At 33.6% G+C, this 19,356-nt stretch carries 20 protein-coding genes; 6 read left to right on the forward strand and 14 right to left on the reverse strand.

All coding sequences use genetic code 11. The features are described 5' to 3' along the window. Position 1: 1 nt before the first annotated feature. The 7 genes from ACWA1F_RS23370 to murQ all read right to left on the reverse strand — a co-directional run bounded on the left by ACWA1F_RS23370 (position 2) and on the right by murQ (position 5,527). Positions 2-1,921, reverse strand: a complete 1,920-nt coding sequence (locus ACWA1F_RS23370; protein ID WP_456897371.1) for a DUF294 nucleotidyltransferase-like domain-containing protein — start codon at positions 1,919-1,921, stop codon at positions 2-4. Positions 1,922-2,161: 240 nt separating this feature from the next. Next, positions 2,162-2,533 (reverse strand): DNA topoisomerase IV, encoded by a 372-nt coding sequence (locus tag ACWA1F_RS23375; protein WP_456897373.1) that lies wholly within the window; start codon positions 2,531-2,533, stop codon positions 2,162-2,164. Positions 2,534-2,818: 285 nt separating this feature from the next. Then, complete coding sequence (locus ACWA1F_RS23380; RefSeq protein WP_456897375.1) at positions 2,819-3,394, reverse strand: DUF1572 family protein; 576 nt, start codon at positions 3,392-3,394, stop codon at positions 2,819-2,821. A 112-nt stretch (positions 3,395-3,506) separates the two neighbouring features. Continuing rightward, positions 3,507-4,079, reverse strand: coding sequence for a pentapeptide repeat-containing protein (locus ACWA1F_RS23385; RefSeq protein WP_456897377.1), 573 nt, complete (start codon positions 4,077-4,079; stop codon positions 3,507-3,509). A 52-nt stretch (positions 4,080-4,131) separates the two neighbouring features. Continuing rightward, on the reverse strand, positions 4,132-4,353 hold the full coding sequence (locus ACWA1F_RS23390; RefSeq protein ID WP_456897379.1) for a hypothetical protein: 222 nt from the start codon (positions 4,351-4,353) through the stop codon (positions 4,132-4,134). Between the two features lie 28 nt (positions 4,354-4,381). Further along, the gene (locus ACWA1F_RS23395) at positions 4,382-4,603 is read right to left on the reverse strand and encodes a DUF6095 family protein (protein WP_306159765.1); all 222 of its coding nucleotides are present in this window, start codon (positions 4,601-4,603) and stop codon (positions 4,382-4,384) included. A gap of 111 nt (positions 4,604-4,714) precedes the next feature. Next, on the reverse strand, positions 4,715-5,527 hold the full coding sequence (gene murQ, locus ACWA1F_RS23400) for an N-acetylmuramic acid 6-phosphate etherase (protein ID WP_456897381.1): 813 nt from the start codon (positions 5,525-5,527) through the stop codon (positions 4,715-4,717). A gap of 171 nt (positions 5,528-5,698) precedes the next feature. Here murQ and ACWA1F_RS23405 point away from each other — a divergent pair, with 171 nt between their 5' ends. Both ACWA1F_RS23405 and ACWA1F_RS23410 read left to right on the forward strand, forming a co-directional pair. Next, positions 5,699-6,847 carry a helix-turn-helix domain-containing protein gene (locus tag ACWA1F_RS23405; protein WP_456897383.1) on the forward strand — a complete coding sequence of 383 codons (1,149 nt, stop codon included), beginning with the start codon at positions 5,699-5,701 and terminating at the stop codon, positions 6,845-6,847. A gap of 152 nt (positions 6,848-6,999) precedes the next feature. Continuing rightward, the gene (locus ACWA1F_RS23410; protein ID WP_456897385.1) at positions 7,000-9,387 is read left to right on the forward strand and encodes a TonB-dependent receptor; all 2,388 of its coding nucleotides are present in this window, start codon (positions 7,000-7,002) and stop codon (positions 9,385-9,387) included. Positions 9,388-9,652: 265 nt separating this feature from the next. On the opposite strand, the gene ACWA1F_RS23415 is transcribed toward ACWA1F_RS23410, so the two are convergent. Together ACWA1F_RS23415 and ACWA1F_RS23420 are read right to left on the reverse strand one after the other, a co-directional pair. After that, positions 9,653-10,321 carry a ZIP family metal transporter gene (locus ACWA1F_RS23415; RefSeq protein ID WP_306159773.1) on the reverse strand — a complete coding sequence of 223 codons (669 nt, stop codon included), beginning with the start codon at positions 10,319-10,321 and terminating at the stop codon, positions 9,653-9,655. Positions 10,322-10,435: 114 nt separating this feature from the next. After that, positions 10,436-11,200 carry a class I SAM-dependent methyltransferase gene (locus tag ACWA1F_RS23420; RefSeq protein ID WP_456897388.1) on the reverse strand — a complete coding sequence of 255 codons (765 nt, stop codon included), beginning with the start codon at positions 11,198-11,200 and terminating at the stop codon, positions 10,436-10,438. Between the two features lie 111 nt (positions 11,201-11,311). On the opposite strand from ACWA1F_RS23420, the gene ACWA1F_RS23425 reads away from it, so the two are divergent. From ACWA1F_RS23425 to ACWA1F_RS23435, 3 genes are all read left to right on the forward strand, one after another. After that, positions 11,312-12,475, forward strand: a complete 1,164-nt coding sequence (locus tag ACWA1F_RS23425; protein WP_456897390.1) for a THUMP domain-containing class I SAM-dependent RNA methyltransferase — start codon at positions 11,312-11,314, stop codon at positions 12,473-12,475. A 165-nt stretch (positions 12,476-12,640) separates the two neighbouring features. Beyond that, entirely contained in the window at positions 12,641-12,877 is a 237-nt protein-coding gene (locus tag ACWA1F_RS23430; RefSeq protein ID WP_125719469.1) for a hypothetical protein, read from the forward strand. Between the two features lie 15 nt (positions 12,878-12,892). Then, entirely contained in the window at positions 12,893-13,585 is a 693-nt protein-coding gene (locus ACWA1F_RS23435; RefSeq protein WP_456897392.1) for an aspartate/glutamate racemase family protein, read from the forward strand. Between the two features lie 127 nt (positions 13,586-13,712). On the opposite strand, the gene ACWA1F_RS23440 is transcribed toward ACWA1F_RS23435, so the two are convergent. Genes ACWA1F_RS23440 through rlmD form a run of 3 tightly spaced genes read right to left on the reverse strand, consistent with a single transcriptional unit; the run spans position 13,713 to position 16,498 of the window. Further along, positions 13,713-14,564, reverse strand: a complete 852-nt coding sequence (locus ACWA1F_RS23440; protein ID WP_456897394.1) for a DUF6048 family protein — start codon at positions 14,562-14,564, stop codon at positions 13,713-13,715. Continuing rightward, a complete protein-coding gene (locus ACWA1F_RS23445) occupies positions 14,536-15,078 on the reverse strand; it encodes a DUF6452 family protein (protein ID WP_456897396.1) in 543 nt (180 codons plus the stop codon). Before ACWA1F_RS23445 ends, ACWA1F_RS23440 begins: the two co-directional genes overlap by 29 nt. Positions 15,079-15,085: 7 nt before the next feature. Beyond that, complete coding sequence (gene rlmD / locus ACWA1F_RS23450) at positions 15,086-16,498, reverse strand: 23S rRNA (uracil(1939)-C(5))-methyltransferase RlmD (RefSeq protein WP_456897398.1); 1,413 nt, start codon at positions 16,496-16,498, stop codon at positions 15,086-15,088. A 331-nt stretch (positions 16,499-16,829) separates the two neighbouring features. Between rlmD and ACWA1F_RS23455 the strand changes: the two genes are divergently transcribed. After that, positions 16,830-17,705, forward strand: coding sequence for a sensor histidine kinase (locus ACWA1F_RS23455; RefSeq protein ID WP_456897400.1), 876 nt, complete (start codon positions 16,830-16,832; stop codon positions 17,703-17,705). 47 nt (positions 17,706-17,752) lie between these two features. Here ACWA1F_RS23455 and ACWA1F_RS23460 read toward each other — a convergent pair whose 3' ends face one another. Both ACWA1F_RS23460 and ACWA1F_RS23465 read right to left on the reverse strand, forming a co-directional pair. After that, positions 17,753-18,169, reverse strand: a complete 417-nt coding sequence (locus ACWA1F_RS23460; RefSeq protein ID WP_306159788.1) for a hypothetical protein — start codon at positions 18,167-18,169, stop codon at positions 17,753-17,755. Between the two features lie 171 nt (positions 18,170-18,340). Continuing rightward, the gene (locus ACWA1F_RS23465; RefSeq protein ID WP_456897402.1) at positions 18,341-19,327 is read right to left on the reverse strand and encodes an aldo/keto reductase; all 987 of its coding nucleotides are present in this window, start codon (positions 19,325-19,327) and stop codon (positions 18,341-18,343) included. Between the last annotated feature and the right edge of the window lie 29 nt (positions 19,328-19,356).

Consider the following 19,356-nt stretch of genomic DNA (forward strand, 5'->3'; position numbering starts at 1 on the left):
ATTATACCAGATTTGAAATATTAAAACGCACCGAAATAAGTTCCTGAAGTTCTTTAATGGTTTTAAAAGTACGTTTCAGTTTGATTTTTTCCATTTTGGTCAACGATTCCAATTCTATAAACTGACCCGAATCATGATGCAAAAGACCCTGTTTTGTTCTGAATTTCAATAAAGCTTTAAACGAATACGAACACGACAAATACAATTCTCTGTTGTTCGGTTCTAATTCAGCCAGTTTTTCAAAACGTTCAGCCGTGTTGCTAATTCCTTTTACCGAATGCGATAAAATAAGAACGCGCGCCGCATCTGTTAAAGGCATTAAAGCACGTCTTTTAATATCAAAATTATCTTTGTTGGCACCATCTTGTTCAACCAAAAATTGTCTAAAGAAACCAGTAGGAGATGGACTTTGCAGCGCACCGCTCACCAAGTGCATATAAAAAATAGGATTTGCTTTTATGGTTTCAAAAATGTAATTAGATAATTGGCTTGCCACTTCGGTATCGCCATACGTCACGCTGTAATCAAAGAAAATAAATGATAACAAAACCTCATTTTTTCCAGGATTCGTAATCCAATGATGCACCTGATTTTTCCATTCATCCAAACTCATACACCATTTTGGGCTCGAAGCCATCATGTCGGCAGGGCAGTAATCGTAGCCAATTTCAAAAAGACCTTTATTGACAAGGCCTGCAAATTTTGAGAAATAAACCCTAGTTTCATCTCTAAAAACTTCATTTACATTTTCGTATACAATAGCATTGTCCTGATCGGTATGAAGCATTTGTTCGCCTCGTCCCTGGCTTCCCATGGCCAGCCAAGCAAATTTTACGGGCGGTGGACTACTCATTTTATCAATGCAGATTTCAATTACTCGCGTTGTGCAGGCTTCGTTAAGTTCGGTAATGATTTTGGTAATCAAAGTCATCGGGATATTTTGATCCAGATAACCTTGCAGCAGCTGCATAATTCGATTGCGAATAGGCTTTATTTCCTTGATTTTTTTAGCTCTTTTCAAAGCTTTAATCAAAACCGCAGGATTGTTTCCAAGTGCGACCATTACGTCATGTTTGGATAAAATTCCAACCGCTTTTGTGTTTACGGTTCCGTCTTTTGTTAAACATAAATGACTGATATCACTTTTCATCATCGCCATTTGCGCCTCGGTAACCGTCATTTTTTTAGAATACGTAATAACTGGTTTTGTCATTATCGTTTCTGCCGTTGTTGTAATTGGAAAATCTCCGGTCACAATTTTATTTCGAAGATCTTTATCAGTCAGAATACCAATAGGAAGCATTTCGTCTACAATCAAAATAGCGCCGACTTTTTTCTTGCTCATTATTTTTGCAATATCTCTGGCGGTTGTTGACGGACTGCAGGTTACAATTTTTTTAGAATATTTGATAGGCGCCAAATCAAAAGAATGATTGCTTGAATGCAAGTTTTCATCTAAAATATCATCGCCGTATAATTTGTCTTTATGAATATCCGAATACGGATTTCGGGTGTTTGAAGCATAACTTTCAATAAGGAAATTTCCAATATTTCTGTTTTCCAGTGCATAAGGCTTAAAAACCGCAATAGGAATCGCATACAAAATACTCTCTTCGTGCGCTACAGCTTCCATAATATAATTTTCCTGCGCCAAAAGCGGACGCAATCCAAAAATATCACCTTCGTCACACATGTCTAAAACAGTATTTTTAGTACTTTTTTTCAAGGCAACCGCACCTTTATGAACCACATAAAACGAATCGTGTGTTTTATCATTTTCGGCAAAAATTACACTGTCTTTTTCTTTATAAATTATAGAAATCTGCTCAGAAAGCTTTTCCAGTTCTCTTTGATGAAGAAAATTAAAAGGCGGATAATTCTTTAAGAAGTCAGCAACTCTTTGCGAAATCGTATTTTTCATTGGTCGGATAGATTAGAGTTCTAAAATACTATTTAAAATAGAAATGTAAAAGGAACACGTTTTTATTTTTTTGCTTCTAAGCTACTAAGCGGCGAAGCTTCTAAGTTTATAATCTTTGCGACTTTGCGTCTTTGCGTGAATTTTTAAGCGCAGAGCATAAAAAAAGCTCCCAAAAAGGAAGCTTTAATAAGTATGTAATTCTTTGCGCCTTTGTGCTTTTGTGGCAAAAGCTTTAACTATTTAATCGACTTTGTAAACCGTGCCTCTCTGTTTCTCTTCAGAACCAACAAGTCCGTATTCAAAAGTGTAAGAATCTTTAGAAGTGTTTAAAATCTTCATGCTGATAGCCTTTTCTTCGGCCATGTTTTTAGGATGTTTTTTTTGGAGTACATACTCGCAATCGCTTACCCAACGAATAGTTGCTGTGTCTGTTTTTCCTTCAAAAGTTTCGATTTCAATATCGTCTTTGCGTTCAAAATAAGTCGTTTTTTTCTCGCCGTTTACTTCAGTTTCAAACTTGAATTTCCCAGTTTTAAAATCTTTGCAATTGTGTTCTGTTTGGTAACAAGAAACTAATGCTAGAAGAGGAAATAAGAATATAATTTTTTTCATTTTAAATAAGTTGATTTTTTAGGAGCTGATTCCTGCTTTCCATTTCAATCTTTTTGTCCGCCGCGGCGGGCAAAAAGGATTTCCATTACAATCAGGGCTAGGGCATTCGTTTTCAAAAGATCTTTTTTTAATTAAAGAATAAAAAGAAAATCACCAAAGTTAGAAAAGTCAGAAATATCAAATTTCGTTTCTTGTTTTTAGGACTTTGCTCTTCAGTTAAATTTGTTCTACAAAATTTAATTAGGATCCACCAGCATGTTCCGCCAAAATTTGCATAGTAATTTATCATTTCAATCTTTTTAATTCTTCGTCTGTAAAGTTCTTGATTTCTTTTTCTTTGGCAAACTTTTCAGCATTGTAATTTCCAGATTTATTCTTCGGAATCGACAAACTTGTCCATTCGCTGTTTTTCAGTTGTTTGGCATAAAAAACAATCTGCCCAACATGATACGGATAATGTGCCAGTTGACGATTAATGGCCTCAATAACCGTATGGCCTTCATTTCGAATGTAAATAATATCTGAAAGTTGTTCAGGATTTAAATTTTCTAAAGCATTTTCGAGACAATTCCATCCTTTATTCCAGAGATCGAGAACTTCTTCTTTAGACTGCAAATCATTTTCAAATTCGGAGTCGCGGTTGCGCCATTCTTTCTCGCCATCGGTGGTTAAAAAGTCTGTCCATCGCGAAAGCATGTTGCCAGAAATATGTTTTACGATTGTCGCAATAGAATTGGTGTCATCATTTACAGCAACAAAAAGCTGTTCTGCTTCAAGCTGATTCATTGCTTTTTCGCCCAGCATTTTATAGTATAAAAACTGTTTTTTTACACTTTCAAGATAAGATTCATCTGCTTTCATGTTGTTTGTTTTGCCACTAATTACACGAATTGGCACAAATTAAAAAAATAAATGCCTTAATAGAAAACAATAAAATTAGTGGAAATTCGTGTAATTCGTGGCAAAAAAAGTATTAAACAATCTTAATGTCATATTTGTCCAATAATCCAACAATTCCATCGGTAGAGAACCGTGCTTTTTTCATCGGATTAAATTCGGGATCTATTTTATAATTGTACGCCGTTCTAAAATCTACGCCAGCCAATTGCGTTTCATTAAAAATGGCACCATCCAAATTACAATTGTCAAAAACAGAATTGGTTAAGTTGGTTCCGATAAAAGTTACTTCGCGAACAGAAGAATTGATAAACTGAGTTTTTGGCATTTTTTTATTCGAAAATAAAGCATAATCCAAAACACATTCGTCAAAAGAAACCTGAAAAAGGAAATCGTCGCATTCGTTAAAAGCGATTCCTAAAAGTTTGCAATTTTTGAAAGTGACATTTTTTAAACTCGTTCCCGCTAGACTTGTCATAGAAAGATTGCAGTCTATAAATTCGCAATCTAGAAAGGTATTAGAATTAAAATTACTGTTAGAAAAGTCACAGTTTTTAAAAACACAATCTTCAAACTCTCGATTGTTTATTTTTTTGTCGATATAAACAACCTTATCAAAGGTTTTCTGAATGTGAATTAGACTTTCCATGCGTATTGTATATTTATTAAGAAACCTGACAGGTTTTTAAAACCTGTCAGGTTCAATATTTTTTAGTAATTGCTCTCGCTTCATCTTCATCGTAAACATTTCCTTTTGAAATATCATCTAGCGCATTGTCGATATCGATATTATAAGCAGAATCTGTGTCGATAGTGGGATTGTTTATAGATTGTAAAAGATGTTTTAATTTTTCAATAAAAGAGGGATCCTTGACTTTGTCAATTTCTTGATGTATCCAGTTTATTTCTGCTTTTATATCCATAACATAAGAATTTTAGTAAAGATACAAATTAGTCATTAAATATCCCTTTCATTATAATTTTCAATCCTAAAAAGATCAAAAACATAGAACTGAGGCAAGCTACAATTCCAATTCCTAAAACCAGATAATGCCAGTTGGTATGCTGATTTTGAAATGCATTATAAATTAAAGTTGGCCCTAAAAACATTAAAGGTAAAGCACCGCTTAAATATTTAATTCCTTTTCCTAATAATTTTTTATTTGTTGCCATAATTTTATGTTTCTGTTTTTTTTGTTTCAGGTTTCAAGTTAAAAAACTTTGACAAAGTTGGAAAACCTTAGTCCCTAGTAGCTTAGCACCTTTGCACCTCAAAAAAAACTTCTATTTTCTATAATTATCCACAGCATTTCTCACGCTGCCGTATTTTTTTAATAATTCGGATCCTTCTTCATAAGAAACCGGAATTTCATCCATAATCATTTTTACGCCGCGATCAACCAGTTTTATATTGCTTAACTGCATGTCGACCATTTTATTGCCTCTTACTTTTCCTAGCTGAATCATAGATGCGGTCGAAATCATATTTAAAACCAATTTTTGTGCAGTTCCAGCTTTCATTCTCGAACTTCCCGTTACAAATTCTGGTCCAACCACAACTTCAATTGGAAACTGAGCAGTCAAAGCCAGCGGACTTCCAGCATTACAAGTTATGCATCCTGTAACAATATTGTTCTCATTGCAAGTTTCTAAACCGCCTATAACATACGGAGTAGTTCCAGAAGCTGCAATCCCGATTACAACGTCATTTTGTCCAATATTATGATTTTGCAGATCAATCCAAGCTTGCGTCGGATTGTCTTCAGCATTTTCTACTGCGCGTCTTATGGCCGTATCGCCACCTGCAATAATACCATTTACTAAATCAAAAGGAACACCAAAAGTTGGCGGACATTCAGAAGCATCAACAACACCAAGTCGGCCAGAAGTTCCAGCTCCGATATAAAACAATCTCCCGCCCAATTTTAATTTTGCAACAATCTGTGGTATTAAAGCTTCTATTTGCGGTAAAGCTTTCTCGACTGCATAAGGCACAGTTTTGTCTTCTTGGTTTATATTTGATAACAATTCATGAACAGACATTTTTTCTAAATGTTCGTATTTCGATGATTGTTCTGTTGTTTTCGTAAATGTCATTTTAATGTTATTTAGACGGGGTCAAAATTAATATTTTTTATCTCAATCTTGCAAAGTCTCAGAGATTTAAAATCAATTTTTTTCTTCTATTTTTTCTCTACAAAGACGAGTTTAATTGAGCTTTGTTACAAAAGCGAAAACATTATATTTGTTCAATAATAAAAAACTGGAATGGATAAATTGGCATTTTTAGATAGCGTTGCCCGTATTGCTGTCTTTATTTCGTTATTGCTTGCGCTTTTTTTACTTACAGTAAAAACGGAAAATAAATTAGCTAATAGATTATTTGCTTGTTTTATTATTTTCTCGGCTATTGATTTCAGCGGACTTTTAGCTTATTCATTTCCTTTAGAATATATGGATCTGGAATTCTTTAGAAGTACAATATGTTTGCTCGAAATGCCTTTGATCTATTTGTATGTTTTGGCAGTCTGTTATTCTGATTTCAGATTAAAATGGAAGCATTTAATTTACACGATTCCTTTTCTGGTTATGAATTTGGTCTTAATGCCGAGGATATATTTGAAATCGGGTCCCGAAAAAATGTATGCTTTAGAGAATTACAACTCTATGTTTGAGATTTATTTTTTTCAGATTTTAATCGAATTTCAATATTGGTTTTATATAATCAGCATTTTTTTGATTTTAAGGAAGTATAAAAGAATTTATCTAGAAAATTACACCAATCCCAGTACTTCTACATACAAATGGCTTTTTCAGATGAACTGTGTTTTTTTAGTAATGCATTCTATTACGGCTTCAAAAAATTTATTGCGCTATACAGCTTCGCGAGATATTTTTCTGTGGGGAAACGTCTTGATGGTCGTTATGGCTTTATGTGTAATCTGCTGGTTCGTCATGAAGGCCTTAAATCATCCGGAACTTTTTAGAGGGATCAATTCTAATTTGCAATTAACAAAAGAGTTTCTTTCTAAAGAAAATGAAGATAAAATCGAAAAAACAGTAGAGATTGAGGATAACGCTATTTCGTCTCAAATTGCGACATTAAAACAATATATGGAAGAGAAAGAACCTTATCTGGATCCGTCACTTACCATTCAGGAATTGGCAAATCAGATTGATATTCCGGTTCGAGATCTTTCGGTTTTAATCAATCATCACATGGATCAGCATTTTTTTGATTTTGTAAACGAATATCGCATTAAAAAAGCAATGCAAATTCTAAAAAATCCTGCTCAAAATGATCTCACGGTTTTAGAAATCTTGTATGAAGTCGGTTTTAATTCGAAATCATCCTTTAATACTTCTTTCAAAAAATATACAAATTTAACGCCGACAGCATACCGAAACGCTTCATAATAAAGAGTTTGTAAAAAGTCGAACGTCGCATCAAATAAAGTCGAACTGATTTCTTAAGCAGAAATTGGTTCGACTTTTTTTTGTCGGTCACATACGCAGATTTTCTAAGGCAATTTTGCTTCAAATTAATCAAACAAGTAAAATTAGAAATCATGAAAAAATTACCTCTTTTAATCTTTTTAGTATTGCCACTATTTTGTTTAGCTCAATCGACATTTAAATTAAAGGGAAAAATAGCCAGCGAAACAAAGTTTTTAGAATGGGCTGAAGTTTCAATCTTAAATGAGGAAGGAAAAATTATTACTGGGACAACAAGTAAAGCTGATGGCTCTTTTGAAATTGATCTTAAAAAAGGGTTGTATAAAATAGAAATCAGCCTTTTGGGTTTTACGGATCTTGAAAAAGAGATTTCAGTAGAAAAAGATACCGATTTAGGGACTGTAATTCTCAAAGAAACCACAACAAATTTAGTAGAAGTTGTGGTACAATCTAAAAAGAAAACTATCGAACAAAAAACGGATCGGTTGGTTTATAATCTAGAAAACAATGTTGCCAATGTTGGAGGAGATGCTTTAAGCGCTATAAATACCGCGCCTGGAGTTGTGGTTCAAAATAATACAATTAATATATTAGGAAAAGGAACTTCAAGAGTTATGATTGACGGAAGGATTATTGAATTAACAGGCGAAGAATTGAATAATTTTTTGAAATCAATTTCTGCGGCCGATATTAAGAATATTGAAGTTATAAGTAATCCGCCTGCAAAATATGAAGCTGATGGATTTGGCGGACTAATTAATATTGTGATGAAAAAAGGCGTTCGTAATTCTTGGAAGAATTCGACAACAGTTTCTTACGATCAGAATAAATACGGAATTTATACTTTGAGAGATAATTTCTTTTACAGCAAAAACAAATTTCGTTTGTCGGCAAGCTTTAATGGAAAAACGGGATATAAAAATGTAGATGAAATCTCGGACGTTTATTTTGAGGATGGACTTTCGAATTTGAATGCGAGAACAAAAGCAAAAAACGAAAATCTATCAGGAAAATTGGCTTTGGATTATGATTTTTCAGAAAAAACTACAGTTGGTTTTCAAGTTTTAAATGATAGAACTAATCCTGATTTTCAATCAGATATTGTAGTTAAAAAGTACAATGCGCAAAATCAATTGCAAAATTACATTGTCAATAACAGTTTTGCAGATAGAGCATCGGGTAATCAAACCTACAATGCGCATTTGATTACAAAATTGGATACGTTAAACCGAAAATTATCATTTGATGTGGATTATTTTAACTACAACTCAAAATTTGATCGTGAGTTTACTGCAAATAATTATTTAGCAGATGGATCTTTTGTCGATGTGAATCAGTCTGGAAGAAACATTTCGAATCAGGATATTGATAATTTGAGTTTTAAGGGAGATATGGAACATCCGCTTCAGTCAATGAATTTATCGTATGGAGCTAAAGTGAGCTTTACAAATAGCATAAGCGATGTGCTTTTTTATGATACAATTTCGGGAACTCCAGTATTAGATCCAAATCAGTCGAACCGTTTTAAATACACCGAAAATAATCAGGCAGTTTATATTAACGGAGATAAAAAAATAAACGAGAAATGGAATCTTCAATTGGGATTGCGACTTGAGAACACAGAAACTACTGGATTTTCTGAAACACTGAATCAAGAAACGGTAAATAATTATTTGAAATTGTTTCCAACCTTTTTTGCTTCATACAAAAAGAATGATAATAACAGTTTTAGTTTGAATTATGGAAAAAGAATCAACAGACCTCGTTTTGACTTACTGAATCCGTTCCGAATTTATATTAGCAGTAACAGCTATGCAGAAGGAAATCCGTTTTTGAAGCCTTCTTTTAGTGATAATTTTGAGTTTGCCCATTCGTATAAAGAAATTTTAAGAACAAGTGTTTTTGTAAATCTGATTACAGATGGTTATGGTGTTTTATTTACTTCAAATCCAGAAACAAGTACGCAAATCATTACGCGTGACAATTATTTTAAAAGCTTGAATTATGGTGTTGGCGAAAGCTATTCGGCGAGTTTTGCAGAGTGGTGGCAGAGCGAAAATTCATTGTATTTTTTAGGCGCAAAAACGGACTTTATCAAAGATATCAATGCAACGCCATCGAACAGTTTGCAAATTGATTTTACTACTAATAATACTTTTGTATTAGGAAAAAACACGAAGCTTCAAATTGATTTTAATTACAGTACGCCTTTTAAAAGCGGTTTGTATGAAATAGGTTATGCCTCAAGTTTTGATATTGGATTCAAACAGGATTTGTTGAATAAAACGCTTCAAATTGCATTTCTGGCCAATGATATTTTTAATACATCTTATTTAAAAGATTTTACCTCGGTTGTCAATGGCGTAAAGCAAGTGTACAGCAATAATGAAAGCAATCGATTTGTGCGTTTGTCTGTAATTTACAATTTTGGAAATAAAAAAATCAATGTGAAAGAACGCAATTTTGGTAATCAGGAGGAAAGAAAGAGGGTTTCTAATTAGATAATGTGGCAATTTGATAATTAGAAAATGATAATTAAAACGGGAATATTTTGGGTGTGACCACATTTACAAAAGGCGCTATTTAACAAACCGCTTATGTGCGCCTTTCGTAAATGCGGTCGGGCTATCCGCTCCGCTGCGGCGGATTGCTACTATCCCTCACACGAAAAAATCAATAATGAGATAATTAGTCAATTAGATAATTAGTCAGTTAGATAATGAGTCAATGAGAATTATCTAATTATCAAATTGACTAATTATCTAATTATAAAAAGAAAGCTAGTAAAATTCCCAAAACAATCATCGAGACCTTAGCAATGTTGAATTTATGTCCTTCGCTGCTTTCGAAAATGATTGTTGATGAAATATGGAATAAAATACCAATTACAATGGCTGTTATTTCAGTATAATATTTGTTTAAAAAAGGCAAATATTCAGAAGCCACAGTTCCTAGCGGTGTCATGATGGCAAAAGTCAGCATGAAGGCAAAAATGGCTTTTTTGTTTAAATCGGCATTAATGAAAAATGTCGTTAAGATAACGGCAATAGGCAAGTGGTGAATCGCGATTCCGATTGCTAAACCATGATGGTGACTTACAGGAAAACCTTCTAAAAAAGCGTGAATGCACAAACTGATAAATAAAAGCCACGGAATCTGAGACATTTTTGCATGCCCGTGAACGTGTCCGTGTTCGGCGCCTTTTGAGAAAAATTCGAGAATAATCTGGAATAAAATTCCGATCATTATAAAAATTCCGATACTATGATTGTGCGACTCGTAAACCTCTGGCAAAAGATGCATTACGGTTAGAGACAATAAAAAAGAACCGCTGAAGGCCAGCAGTAATTTTAAATTGGTTTTGTTGTTTGGTTTTATAAACAAAGCCACGCTATATCCTAAAAGTACAGAAAATAAGGGTAGTAAATAATTCATTCTTTTTGTTTAAAACAGAAATTATTTTATAAAAATATAAAAATACTAGTGATTTTCTTAACACGTAGAAGCATAGTTTCTATGTGTTAAAATATTCTTTGGTGTAAATGAATTCTATTTAAAAATCATGATTAATCTTTCGCTTTCTGTTTTATGGAATTTTTTGAGTTTGTAATCTCCAAAAATGTCTAGAAGGAAAATTCCCGCTTCGTCCATTAAATCTTGAAAGTCTTTCAAAGTTAGTGCTTTTACTTTTTCTGTAAAATGATATTTTCGGCCTTGGTCTTCAAAATCAATTTCTTTTAAAATATGTCCGTCTTCAACATATCTTTTGATGTGAAAATCGATATCATCAACGGTTTTTACCTCTTCAGGAACCAGATTTTCAATAACGTTTGCCACGTTCATAAAATCAATAACGGCAAATCCATATTCAGACAAGCTTTCTTTAATTGCTTTTAAAGTCGTAAGGTTGTCATCGTCGCTTTCGAAATAGCCAAAACTGGTGAAAAGATTGAAAATAGCATCAAATTTTTCTTCAAAAGGCTCGCGCATGTCGTGCACTTTAAAATGAAGTGTTTCGTTGCTGTTTTTGCTGGCTTCGGCAATGCTGTTCTCAGACAAATCGGCTCCTAAAACATCGTAGCCCAACTGATTTAAATAAATAGAATGGCGTCCTTTTCCGCATGCCAAATCCAAAACTTTTGCTTTCTCAGGCAAGTTCAGATAATGCGTTAAATTGTCCATGAAAATTTGAGCTTCACGATAATTTCGATCCTTATAAAGAATGTGATAATATGGCGTATCAAACCATGAAGAATACCAGTTTTGATTGTCGTCTTCTTGATTCGGGATGGATTCGTTATGCTTTTGAGACATTTATTCTATTTCAATTAATTCAAAGTCCGGCAAATTTAGTGTATTTTTGCCGAAAAATAACTATTTCGCTATCATAGGTAACAGCGATTGGCTTTTTTTAATTGAAAAGAAATGGAAGAAAATTTTAAAATGATTGCCAAATGTTTTTTTGGCTTTGAAGAAATATTAGAAAACGAATTGCGCGCACTTGGGGCTCAGGATGTTGAAAAAGGCGTGAGAATGGTGAGCTTTAAAGGAGATAAAGGTTTTATGTATAAAGCCAATTTATCTCTGCGTACTGCACTTAAAGTCTTAAAACCAATTTATTCTTTTAGAGCCAATAATGAGCAGGCTTTGTACAAAGGTATTTCGGGCATGAACTGGTCGAAATATTTAAATGCCAATCAGACTTTTGTGATCGATGCAACCGTGCATTCTACTTATTTCAATCATTCTGAATTTGTTTCTCAGAAATGTAAAGATGCGATTGTAGACCAGTTTAGAGAAAGAACGGGGCAAAGACCTAGTATCGATAAACAGCATCCAGATTTACGTATTAATATCCATATCGATAGAGATCAGGTTTCTGTCGCTTTAGATACTTCTGGAGCTTCACTGCATCAGCGTGGTTATAGAACGGCTACCAATATTGCGCCTATTAATGAGGTTTTGGCAGCTGGAATTCTTTTATTGTCAGGCTGGGATGGACAAACTCATTTTCTAGACCCAATGTGCGGTTCTGGAACTTTCTTGGCAGAAGCAGCAATGATTGCCTGCAACATTCCGGCAAACATCAACAGAAAAGAATTTGCTTTTGAAAAATGGAAAGATTGGGACAATGATCTTTTTGATACTATTGTTGACAGTTTGATGAAAAAAACAAGAGAGTTTCATTATACAATTAAAGGTTTTGACAAAGCGCCAAGTGCTGTCAGCAAAGCCAAAGACAATATTAGAAATGCCAATTTAGAGGATTATATTTCTATACAAGAAGAAAATTTCTTCGATACAGAAAAAGAAACAGAAGGTAAGCTTCATATTGTTTTCAATCCGCCTTATGATGAGCGTTTAGATATTCATATGGAACGATTTTACGCTAGTATTGGAGACACTTTAAAGAAAAACTATCCAGGAACAAATGCTTGGTTTATTACAGCCAATCTAGAAGCTTTAAAATTCGTAGGATTAAAACCTTCAAGAAAAATCAAACTTTTCAACGGAAGTCTTGAAGCTCGTTTGGTAAAATACGAAATGTACGAAGGAAGTAAGAGAACGAAGTTTCAAGTTTCTGAATAGTGACAAAGAAACAAAGGTTCAAAGAGGCAAAGTGAAAACTTTGTCTTGAAAATTTGATTTTTAAAAATATAATTAACTAATAGTTCAGATGTTTAAAGTTTAAGAAGCAAAAGAAAAACTTTGCCTCTTTGTACCTTTGTAACTTTGCAACTTAAAATAAAAAAAATGTCAAAACTACAACTACGAGCTTTTTTATATCAATTAGCAGCTTTTGCAATCTTGTTTATTGCATTTCGATTTTTAATTGCAGCTTATACGGGATTAACGGGAATCTGGATTCCGCTGACGGCTTTTGTAATTGGAACTATTGTTGGGCCTAAATTTCAGGCAGTGAGAACTAAAGACGGTGAAAAGCTTTTTATGAAATGGCTTTTTATAAAAGGAATTAAAGAAATTCAATAATATAAAAATGGTTATATGAGGAAAATTGGACTTATTGGCGGAATCAGCTGGGTTTCTACATCAGATTATTATACTTTAATTAATAAAGGAATCAATGAAAAACTCGGTGGACTAAATTTCTCTGAGTGTCTAATTTACTCTTTTAATTATGCCGATATTAAAAAGAATAACGATGCCAACGACTGGGATTCGACTTTTACTATGCTTTTAAAAGCTGCAGAAGTTTTAAAATCGGGTGGGGCAGAAGCTATCGTTTTATGTGCCAATACCATGCATTTAATTGCTGATAAGCTACAGCAAGCAATTGGTATTCCTCTTATTCATATTGCTGAAGAAACAGCAATAGAAATCCAGAAAAAAGAAATCAAAAAAGTAGGTTTACTGGGAACGAAATTTACAATGGAATTAGATTTCTTTAAAGACAAACTTGCCGAGAAAGGAATTGAAACTATAATTCCACAAAGTGAAGAAGTAAAAGATTTTATTCACTACACTATTTTTGAAGAATTAGGAAGAGGAATTGCAACTGAGGAAACGAAAAAACGCTATCTGGAAATTGCAAACGAATTAATCAAAAATGGTGCAGAAGGAATTATTTTAGGATGCACCGAAATTCCGCTGGTAATAAAAGAAGGCGATTTAAATGTTCCTATTTTTGATACTACTCTAATACACACAAAAGCAGCGATTAACTTTCAGTTAGCTTGAAAAAAGGTGCTAAGGTCCTAAGTTTTCTTTTAGTGTCGTAAAACAGAAAAGCCTCAAATTCAATTTCTTGAATTTGAGGCTTTTTTGCTTAGTTCCTTAGCACCTTAGTATCTTAGTAGCTAAAAAACTACTTTTTCTTCTTCTTAGCTTCTTCTATTTTGGCATTTTCAGATGCCATTGTTTTTTTCTTGTAAATCGGAATAAAGTAAGAAACCGTGTAGTTGAATCCAACACCAAAACTTCCGTCGTACGTTCTATTAAATCCTGGAATATATAGATTTTCGAAATTGCCAGGTTCTTTATTCATAGCCAAAAGTTTAAGTTGGACACCAAAGCCAACAAATACATTATTAAAAACTTTCGCTTTTAATCCTAATGCAACTTCAATCCAAGCAGCTGTAAGTCCGCTGTACTTTTGACCTTCATTTATTGGTGGCAATTCTCCCCAATACGGATTTGGATTGTAGATTTTATAATTAATCAGTTCTTGACTAAAAGTACTAAATCCGCCACGCATTCCTATCGTGATCAGGTTTTCCATGTCTAGCCAGTTTTGGTAAAAATTATAGTCAAAACCTGCTTTTACATAAGTTCCAGTAGCTGAAGAAGTCAAACGATCGTCTTCTGTAGTTTTGTCTTCAAAACCCAACTCAGCTGCCAAATAATACTTTTTTGTTAAACGCCAGTCTCCAACAAACTCGATTCCTTTATAATCTTTGTCATATAGTCCGCGAGTAAGTTTGTATAGATCAACACCAACACGAAGTCCGTAGCGATCTGTTTTTACAACACTGTCTTTTAGAATTTCCTTAGGAGTTTCCTTAATTTCAGGTTTAGCCGTTTTTACCTTTTCTGTCTTTGGTTTTTGGGTCACTGTTGAATCCAAATTTTTAGAAATCTCAGGCACATCCTGAGCATAACCTAAAAACATTGAAAACAATAATGAAATGCTAGAAATAAACTTTAATGTGTGTTTCATTTTCAGATTCAATGTTAGGGTTTTCTAAATCAATTCTAGTCATCCAGACAGTATCTCCATCAGGATCAGTACGAATAAAAGGATCGGTGTTATTTAACTGGAAAATAGTTTTAAAGCCACAAGCTCTTGAAACATATACATTTTGTGTGGTATAGTTAAATTTAAGCACATCAGTATTAACCGCAGCAGGATTTGTGTTTAAAGAGTCAAAAGTAAGCTTGAAAGTTGTGGTGCTATCATTTACTTTTAATGGCAGTAATACTTGGCTTCCGTTGGTTACATATCTTAACGTGTCATCAACAGCAAGGTTTTCGTTAAAAACAATTCCCTGCTCCATTCCCTCACCAATAACTTGTAGATTGGTTACATTTTTAGTTTTTGTCGGATTAGCACTATCATAAAACGTAATCACCAATCTTGGTGTAGTTGGTGTGTTAGCATCACAGATATCATCTTTCTCACAGCTGGATAAGCCAAAAGTAAAGAGCAGTAAAATAGCGATTATTTTTTTCATGTATTTTTTATCGAAGTTCTAAAAGTACAACATTTTCAACATGATGCGTCTGCGGAAACATATCTACAGGTCTAACACGAGTTACTTTGTATTTTTCGTCCATTAAAGCCAAGTCACGTGCTTGAGTTGCAGAATTACAGCTTACATAAACGACTCTTTCTGGAGCAATTTTTAAAATCTGTTCCACAACATCTTTATGCATTCCATCACGAGGCGGATCTGTAATAATTACGTCTGGTTTTCCGTGCTGAGCAATAAAAGCTTCATTAAAGACCACTTTCATATCACCAACAAAAAACTCACAATTTGTAATATTATTGCGTTCTGCGTTGGCTTTAGCATCAATAATTGCTTCAGGAACACTTTCTACTCCAATTACTTTTTTTGCTTTTTTAGAAACGAATTGAGCAATAGTTCCAGTTCCTGTGTACAAATCATAAACTACTTCATTTCCGGTAAGTCCAGCAAAATCTCGAGTTATTTTGTACAATTCATAAGCTTGGTCAGAATTGGTTTGGTAGAAAGATTTTGCATTAATGCTAAATTTTAAACCTTCCATTTCTTCCAGAATGTAGTTTCTTCCTTTATAAAGCACAACATCCTGATCGTAAATCGTATCATTTGGCTTTCCGTTTACAACATATTGTAATGAAGTAATTTGAGGGAATTTCTCGTATAAATGGTCTAGAATTAATTCTCTGTTTTCTTTATCTTCTTCAAAAAACTGAATCAGAACCATAATTTCTCCAGTAGAAACAGTACGAATCATTACCGTTCTTAATAATCCAGAATGTTCTCTTGGATTAAAAAACGCTAAATTATGTTCGTTTGCAAAAGCTCTGATTTCGTTGCGAATGGCATTTGAAGGATCTTCCTGTAAATGGCATTTGTTGATGTCAAGAATTTTGTCCCACATTCTAGGGATATGAAAACCTAAAGCATTTCTATTACCTAAATCTTCTGTGCTTCCAATTTCTTTTTCAGTAAGCCAACGGCTGTTAGAAAAAGAGAATTCCATTTTATTTCTATAGAAAAACTGTTTCTCAGAACCTAAAATATCTTCAAATTCTGGAAGTTCAATTTTTCCTATTCTTTGTAAGTGATTTTTAACTTCATTTTGTTTAAATGCAAGCTGCTGGCTGTATTTCATGTTTTGCCATTTGCATCCTCCACACACTCCAAAATGTTCGCAGATTGGATCTACTCTATATTCAGATAATTCATGAAATTTTACAGCTTTACCTTCGTAATAAGCCTTTCTTTTTTTTAATGTCTGCACGTCTACAACATCTCCAGGTACCACATTCGGAATAAAGATTACTTTTCCGTCAGGTGCTTTGGCTACTGAAACTCCTTTAGCACCAGCATCAAGAACTTGAATTTGATGAAAGACAATTTTGTCTGTATTTTTTCTTCCCATAGCGCAAAAATAAGCCTTTGAAAACTTTTACAAATTTAATTTTAGAAAAAATTTAGAAATTCTTCAAAATATTAGTTTAATTGGGTATAAAACTTAATTTTGTTTTCGTAATAACCCCAATAAAATTGCATATTAACCTACACATCCATTTCTTTTTATGAAGTTGTATCATAAACTCTCACAAATCAGCTTTCTTAAAAAAAGTTATGCTTTTAAATTTTTATTTGTTGCTTTTATCGGTATACATATTCCTTTAATCGGAATCTTGTTTTTTGTTTTATTTTTCGAACATAAGATATCATCGGCATCCATTCTTGTTTTTTCTTTAATTATGACATTGCTGGCAACGGCAGTAACGCTTTTGGTTTTAAACAGGCTTATAAAACCAATTGCAACAGCCTCAAGAGCTTTAGATGATTACAGAAGTTCAAGAAAACTTTCTGCATTGCCTACGGGATACACAGACGAAGCTGGATTGCTTTTGTGCAACATACAGGAATCTATTAATGAGGCCGAGAATTTTATTAACGAAAAACAGGATCTTATCTATATGCTTTCGCATGATTTGAAGAATTTTGCAGGAAATCCGCAAGGTTTGGCCAAGCTGATTATAAGTGAAAATCCGTCTGAATCGGTTAAAAATCTAGCCGAATTAATTTGTGAATCGACAGATCTTCAATTTAGATACATCGAAAATTTTATTAAATTGCTAAAGGAACAAGACGAAATTGCAAAAGTAAATCATGAGGTTAAAAAAATCTCATTTTCGACTATTATTCCTTTTATAAATGAGCAAGTAGAACAGCGTTTATTTGATAAAAATATAAAGCTTGATTTGGCCGTAGAATGTGTCGAAGCAAAACTGAAAATAGACGAGGGACTTTTGGTTCAGGTATTGGTAAATCTAATAAGCAATGCGATTAAGTTTTCTTATTTTGATAGTGAAATCAAAGTCAGAATCTTTTCTCAAAATTCAAAATTGATTTTTACAGTTAAGGACAGCGGAATTGGATTTGATAAAAACCAGATTGAAGAACTGTTTAAAAAATTCACCAAAATGAGCCGACTCGGAACCGCAAGTGAAGGTTCTACCGGAATCGGACTTTATTTGTGCAAGAAGATTATTGAAAGAAATAATGGACGATTGACTGCATCGAGTGATGGAAAAAATAAAGGCGCTGAATTTAGAATTGAATTTGATGTCTAATTTTTATAAAAAAGCTGCTAAGATATTTTCTTAGCAGCTTTTTCATTTTAATATAAAACAAAACCGAAATATAATTGCGGTTTATTATCAATGCATTTTACACCTGTCGGAACCTTTGGGTCTGTACAAGGAGGCATTACGTCTGCATAAAAGCCCCATTTCTTATTAATGTATGCTTTATATGCATTATACTCTTTAATTTTTTTCTCCAAAACAGCCAAATCTACTTTTTTGGAATATAAAATAAATCCTCCAGTTGGCGAACAAGGGGTGTCATACATTTTTACAAAACCCCATTCTTCAGGATTGGAGCAGGGTTCGGTGTCAACTTTTGAATAGGTAATAATGTCGTTGTACAAACTTTCAAGTTTTGCGTTGTCTTCTTCTTGTGTTGTACCGTCATCGTTGCTACAGGAAAAGCAGGCGAGCGCAGCAGCTAATAAAATAAAACTTAGTTTTTTCATGGTTAATGATTTATGATTAGTTTTATTATTAGATATGCTGATAAAGAAAAGGTTGCGTAGAAGTTGTAAGAAAAAAACACTTAAGGAATGGTAAGGTTCTAAGCTGCTAAGAAGAAACTAAAGAGCTTAGTAACTCAGCATCTTAGTAGCTTAGAACTTTTTAAAAAAAAACTACCAAAGCTGATGAACAGAAGGTTTGATGAGATCAGTATAAATTTTGTTCATTGCGCTAATCTGCTCCGAAGTTAATTTTGGAGTATCGTAAACCGATAAATTAGAAAGAACATGCTCAACTTTTGAAGCGCCTGGAATAATACAGCTTACTTCATCAAAACTTAAAATCCACTGAAGTGCAATTGCTGCCAGGTTTTTTGATTCTGGGAATAGTGCTTTTAATTCTTCAACAGCTTTTAAACCTAATTCGTAATCAATTCCAGAGAATGTTTCCCCTTTATCAAAAGCTTCTCCGTTACGATTAAAATTACGGTGATCCTGAGAGTCAAAAGTGGTTTTCGAATCAAATTTACCAGTTAAAAGCCCGCTTGCTAGTGGAACTCTCGCTATGATTCCAATGTCTTTCTTTTTTGCTTCCGCGAAAAATAATTCAGAAGGACGCTGGCGAAACAAATTGAAAATAATCTGAACCGTTGTTACGTTAGAATATTCAATTGCTTTTAAAGCTTCTTCGACTTTTTCCACACTTACGCCAAGATTAAGGATTTTTCCCTGATCTTTTAATCGGTCAAAAAGTTCAAATATTTCTGGGCGATAATAAACTTCTGTCGGTGGACAATGCAGCTGAATTAAGTCAAGCGTTTCTAATCCGGTTCTTTTTAAACTGTCTTCAACAAATTTTTGAAGCACTTTTGGCGTATATCCTTCATTAACATGCGGATTGATCTGGCGCCCGCATTTTGTAGCTACAAAAATTCGTTCAGAACGAGAACGAACGACTCTTCCAACAGCAGTTTCGCTTAATCCGTTTTCATAAACATCGGCAGTATCAATAAAGTTTACGCCATTATCGATGGCTGTATTCAAAAGTTCGTCGGCCGTTTTATCATCAAAGCCCGATCCCCATTTCCCGCCAACCTGCCAAGTCCCAAGAGAAATTTCAGAGATATTAAAGTTTGTTTTTCCTAGTTTTCTGTAGTGCATGTTTTTTTTCTTTTAAGGTTCAAAGTCAC

Source organism: Flavobacterium erigeronis, assembly GCF_054075165.1.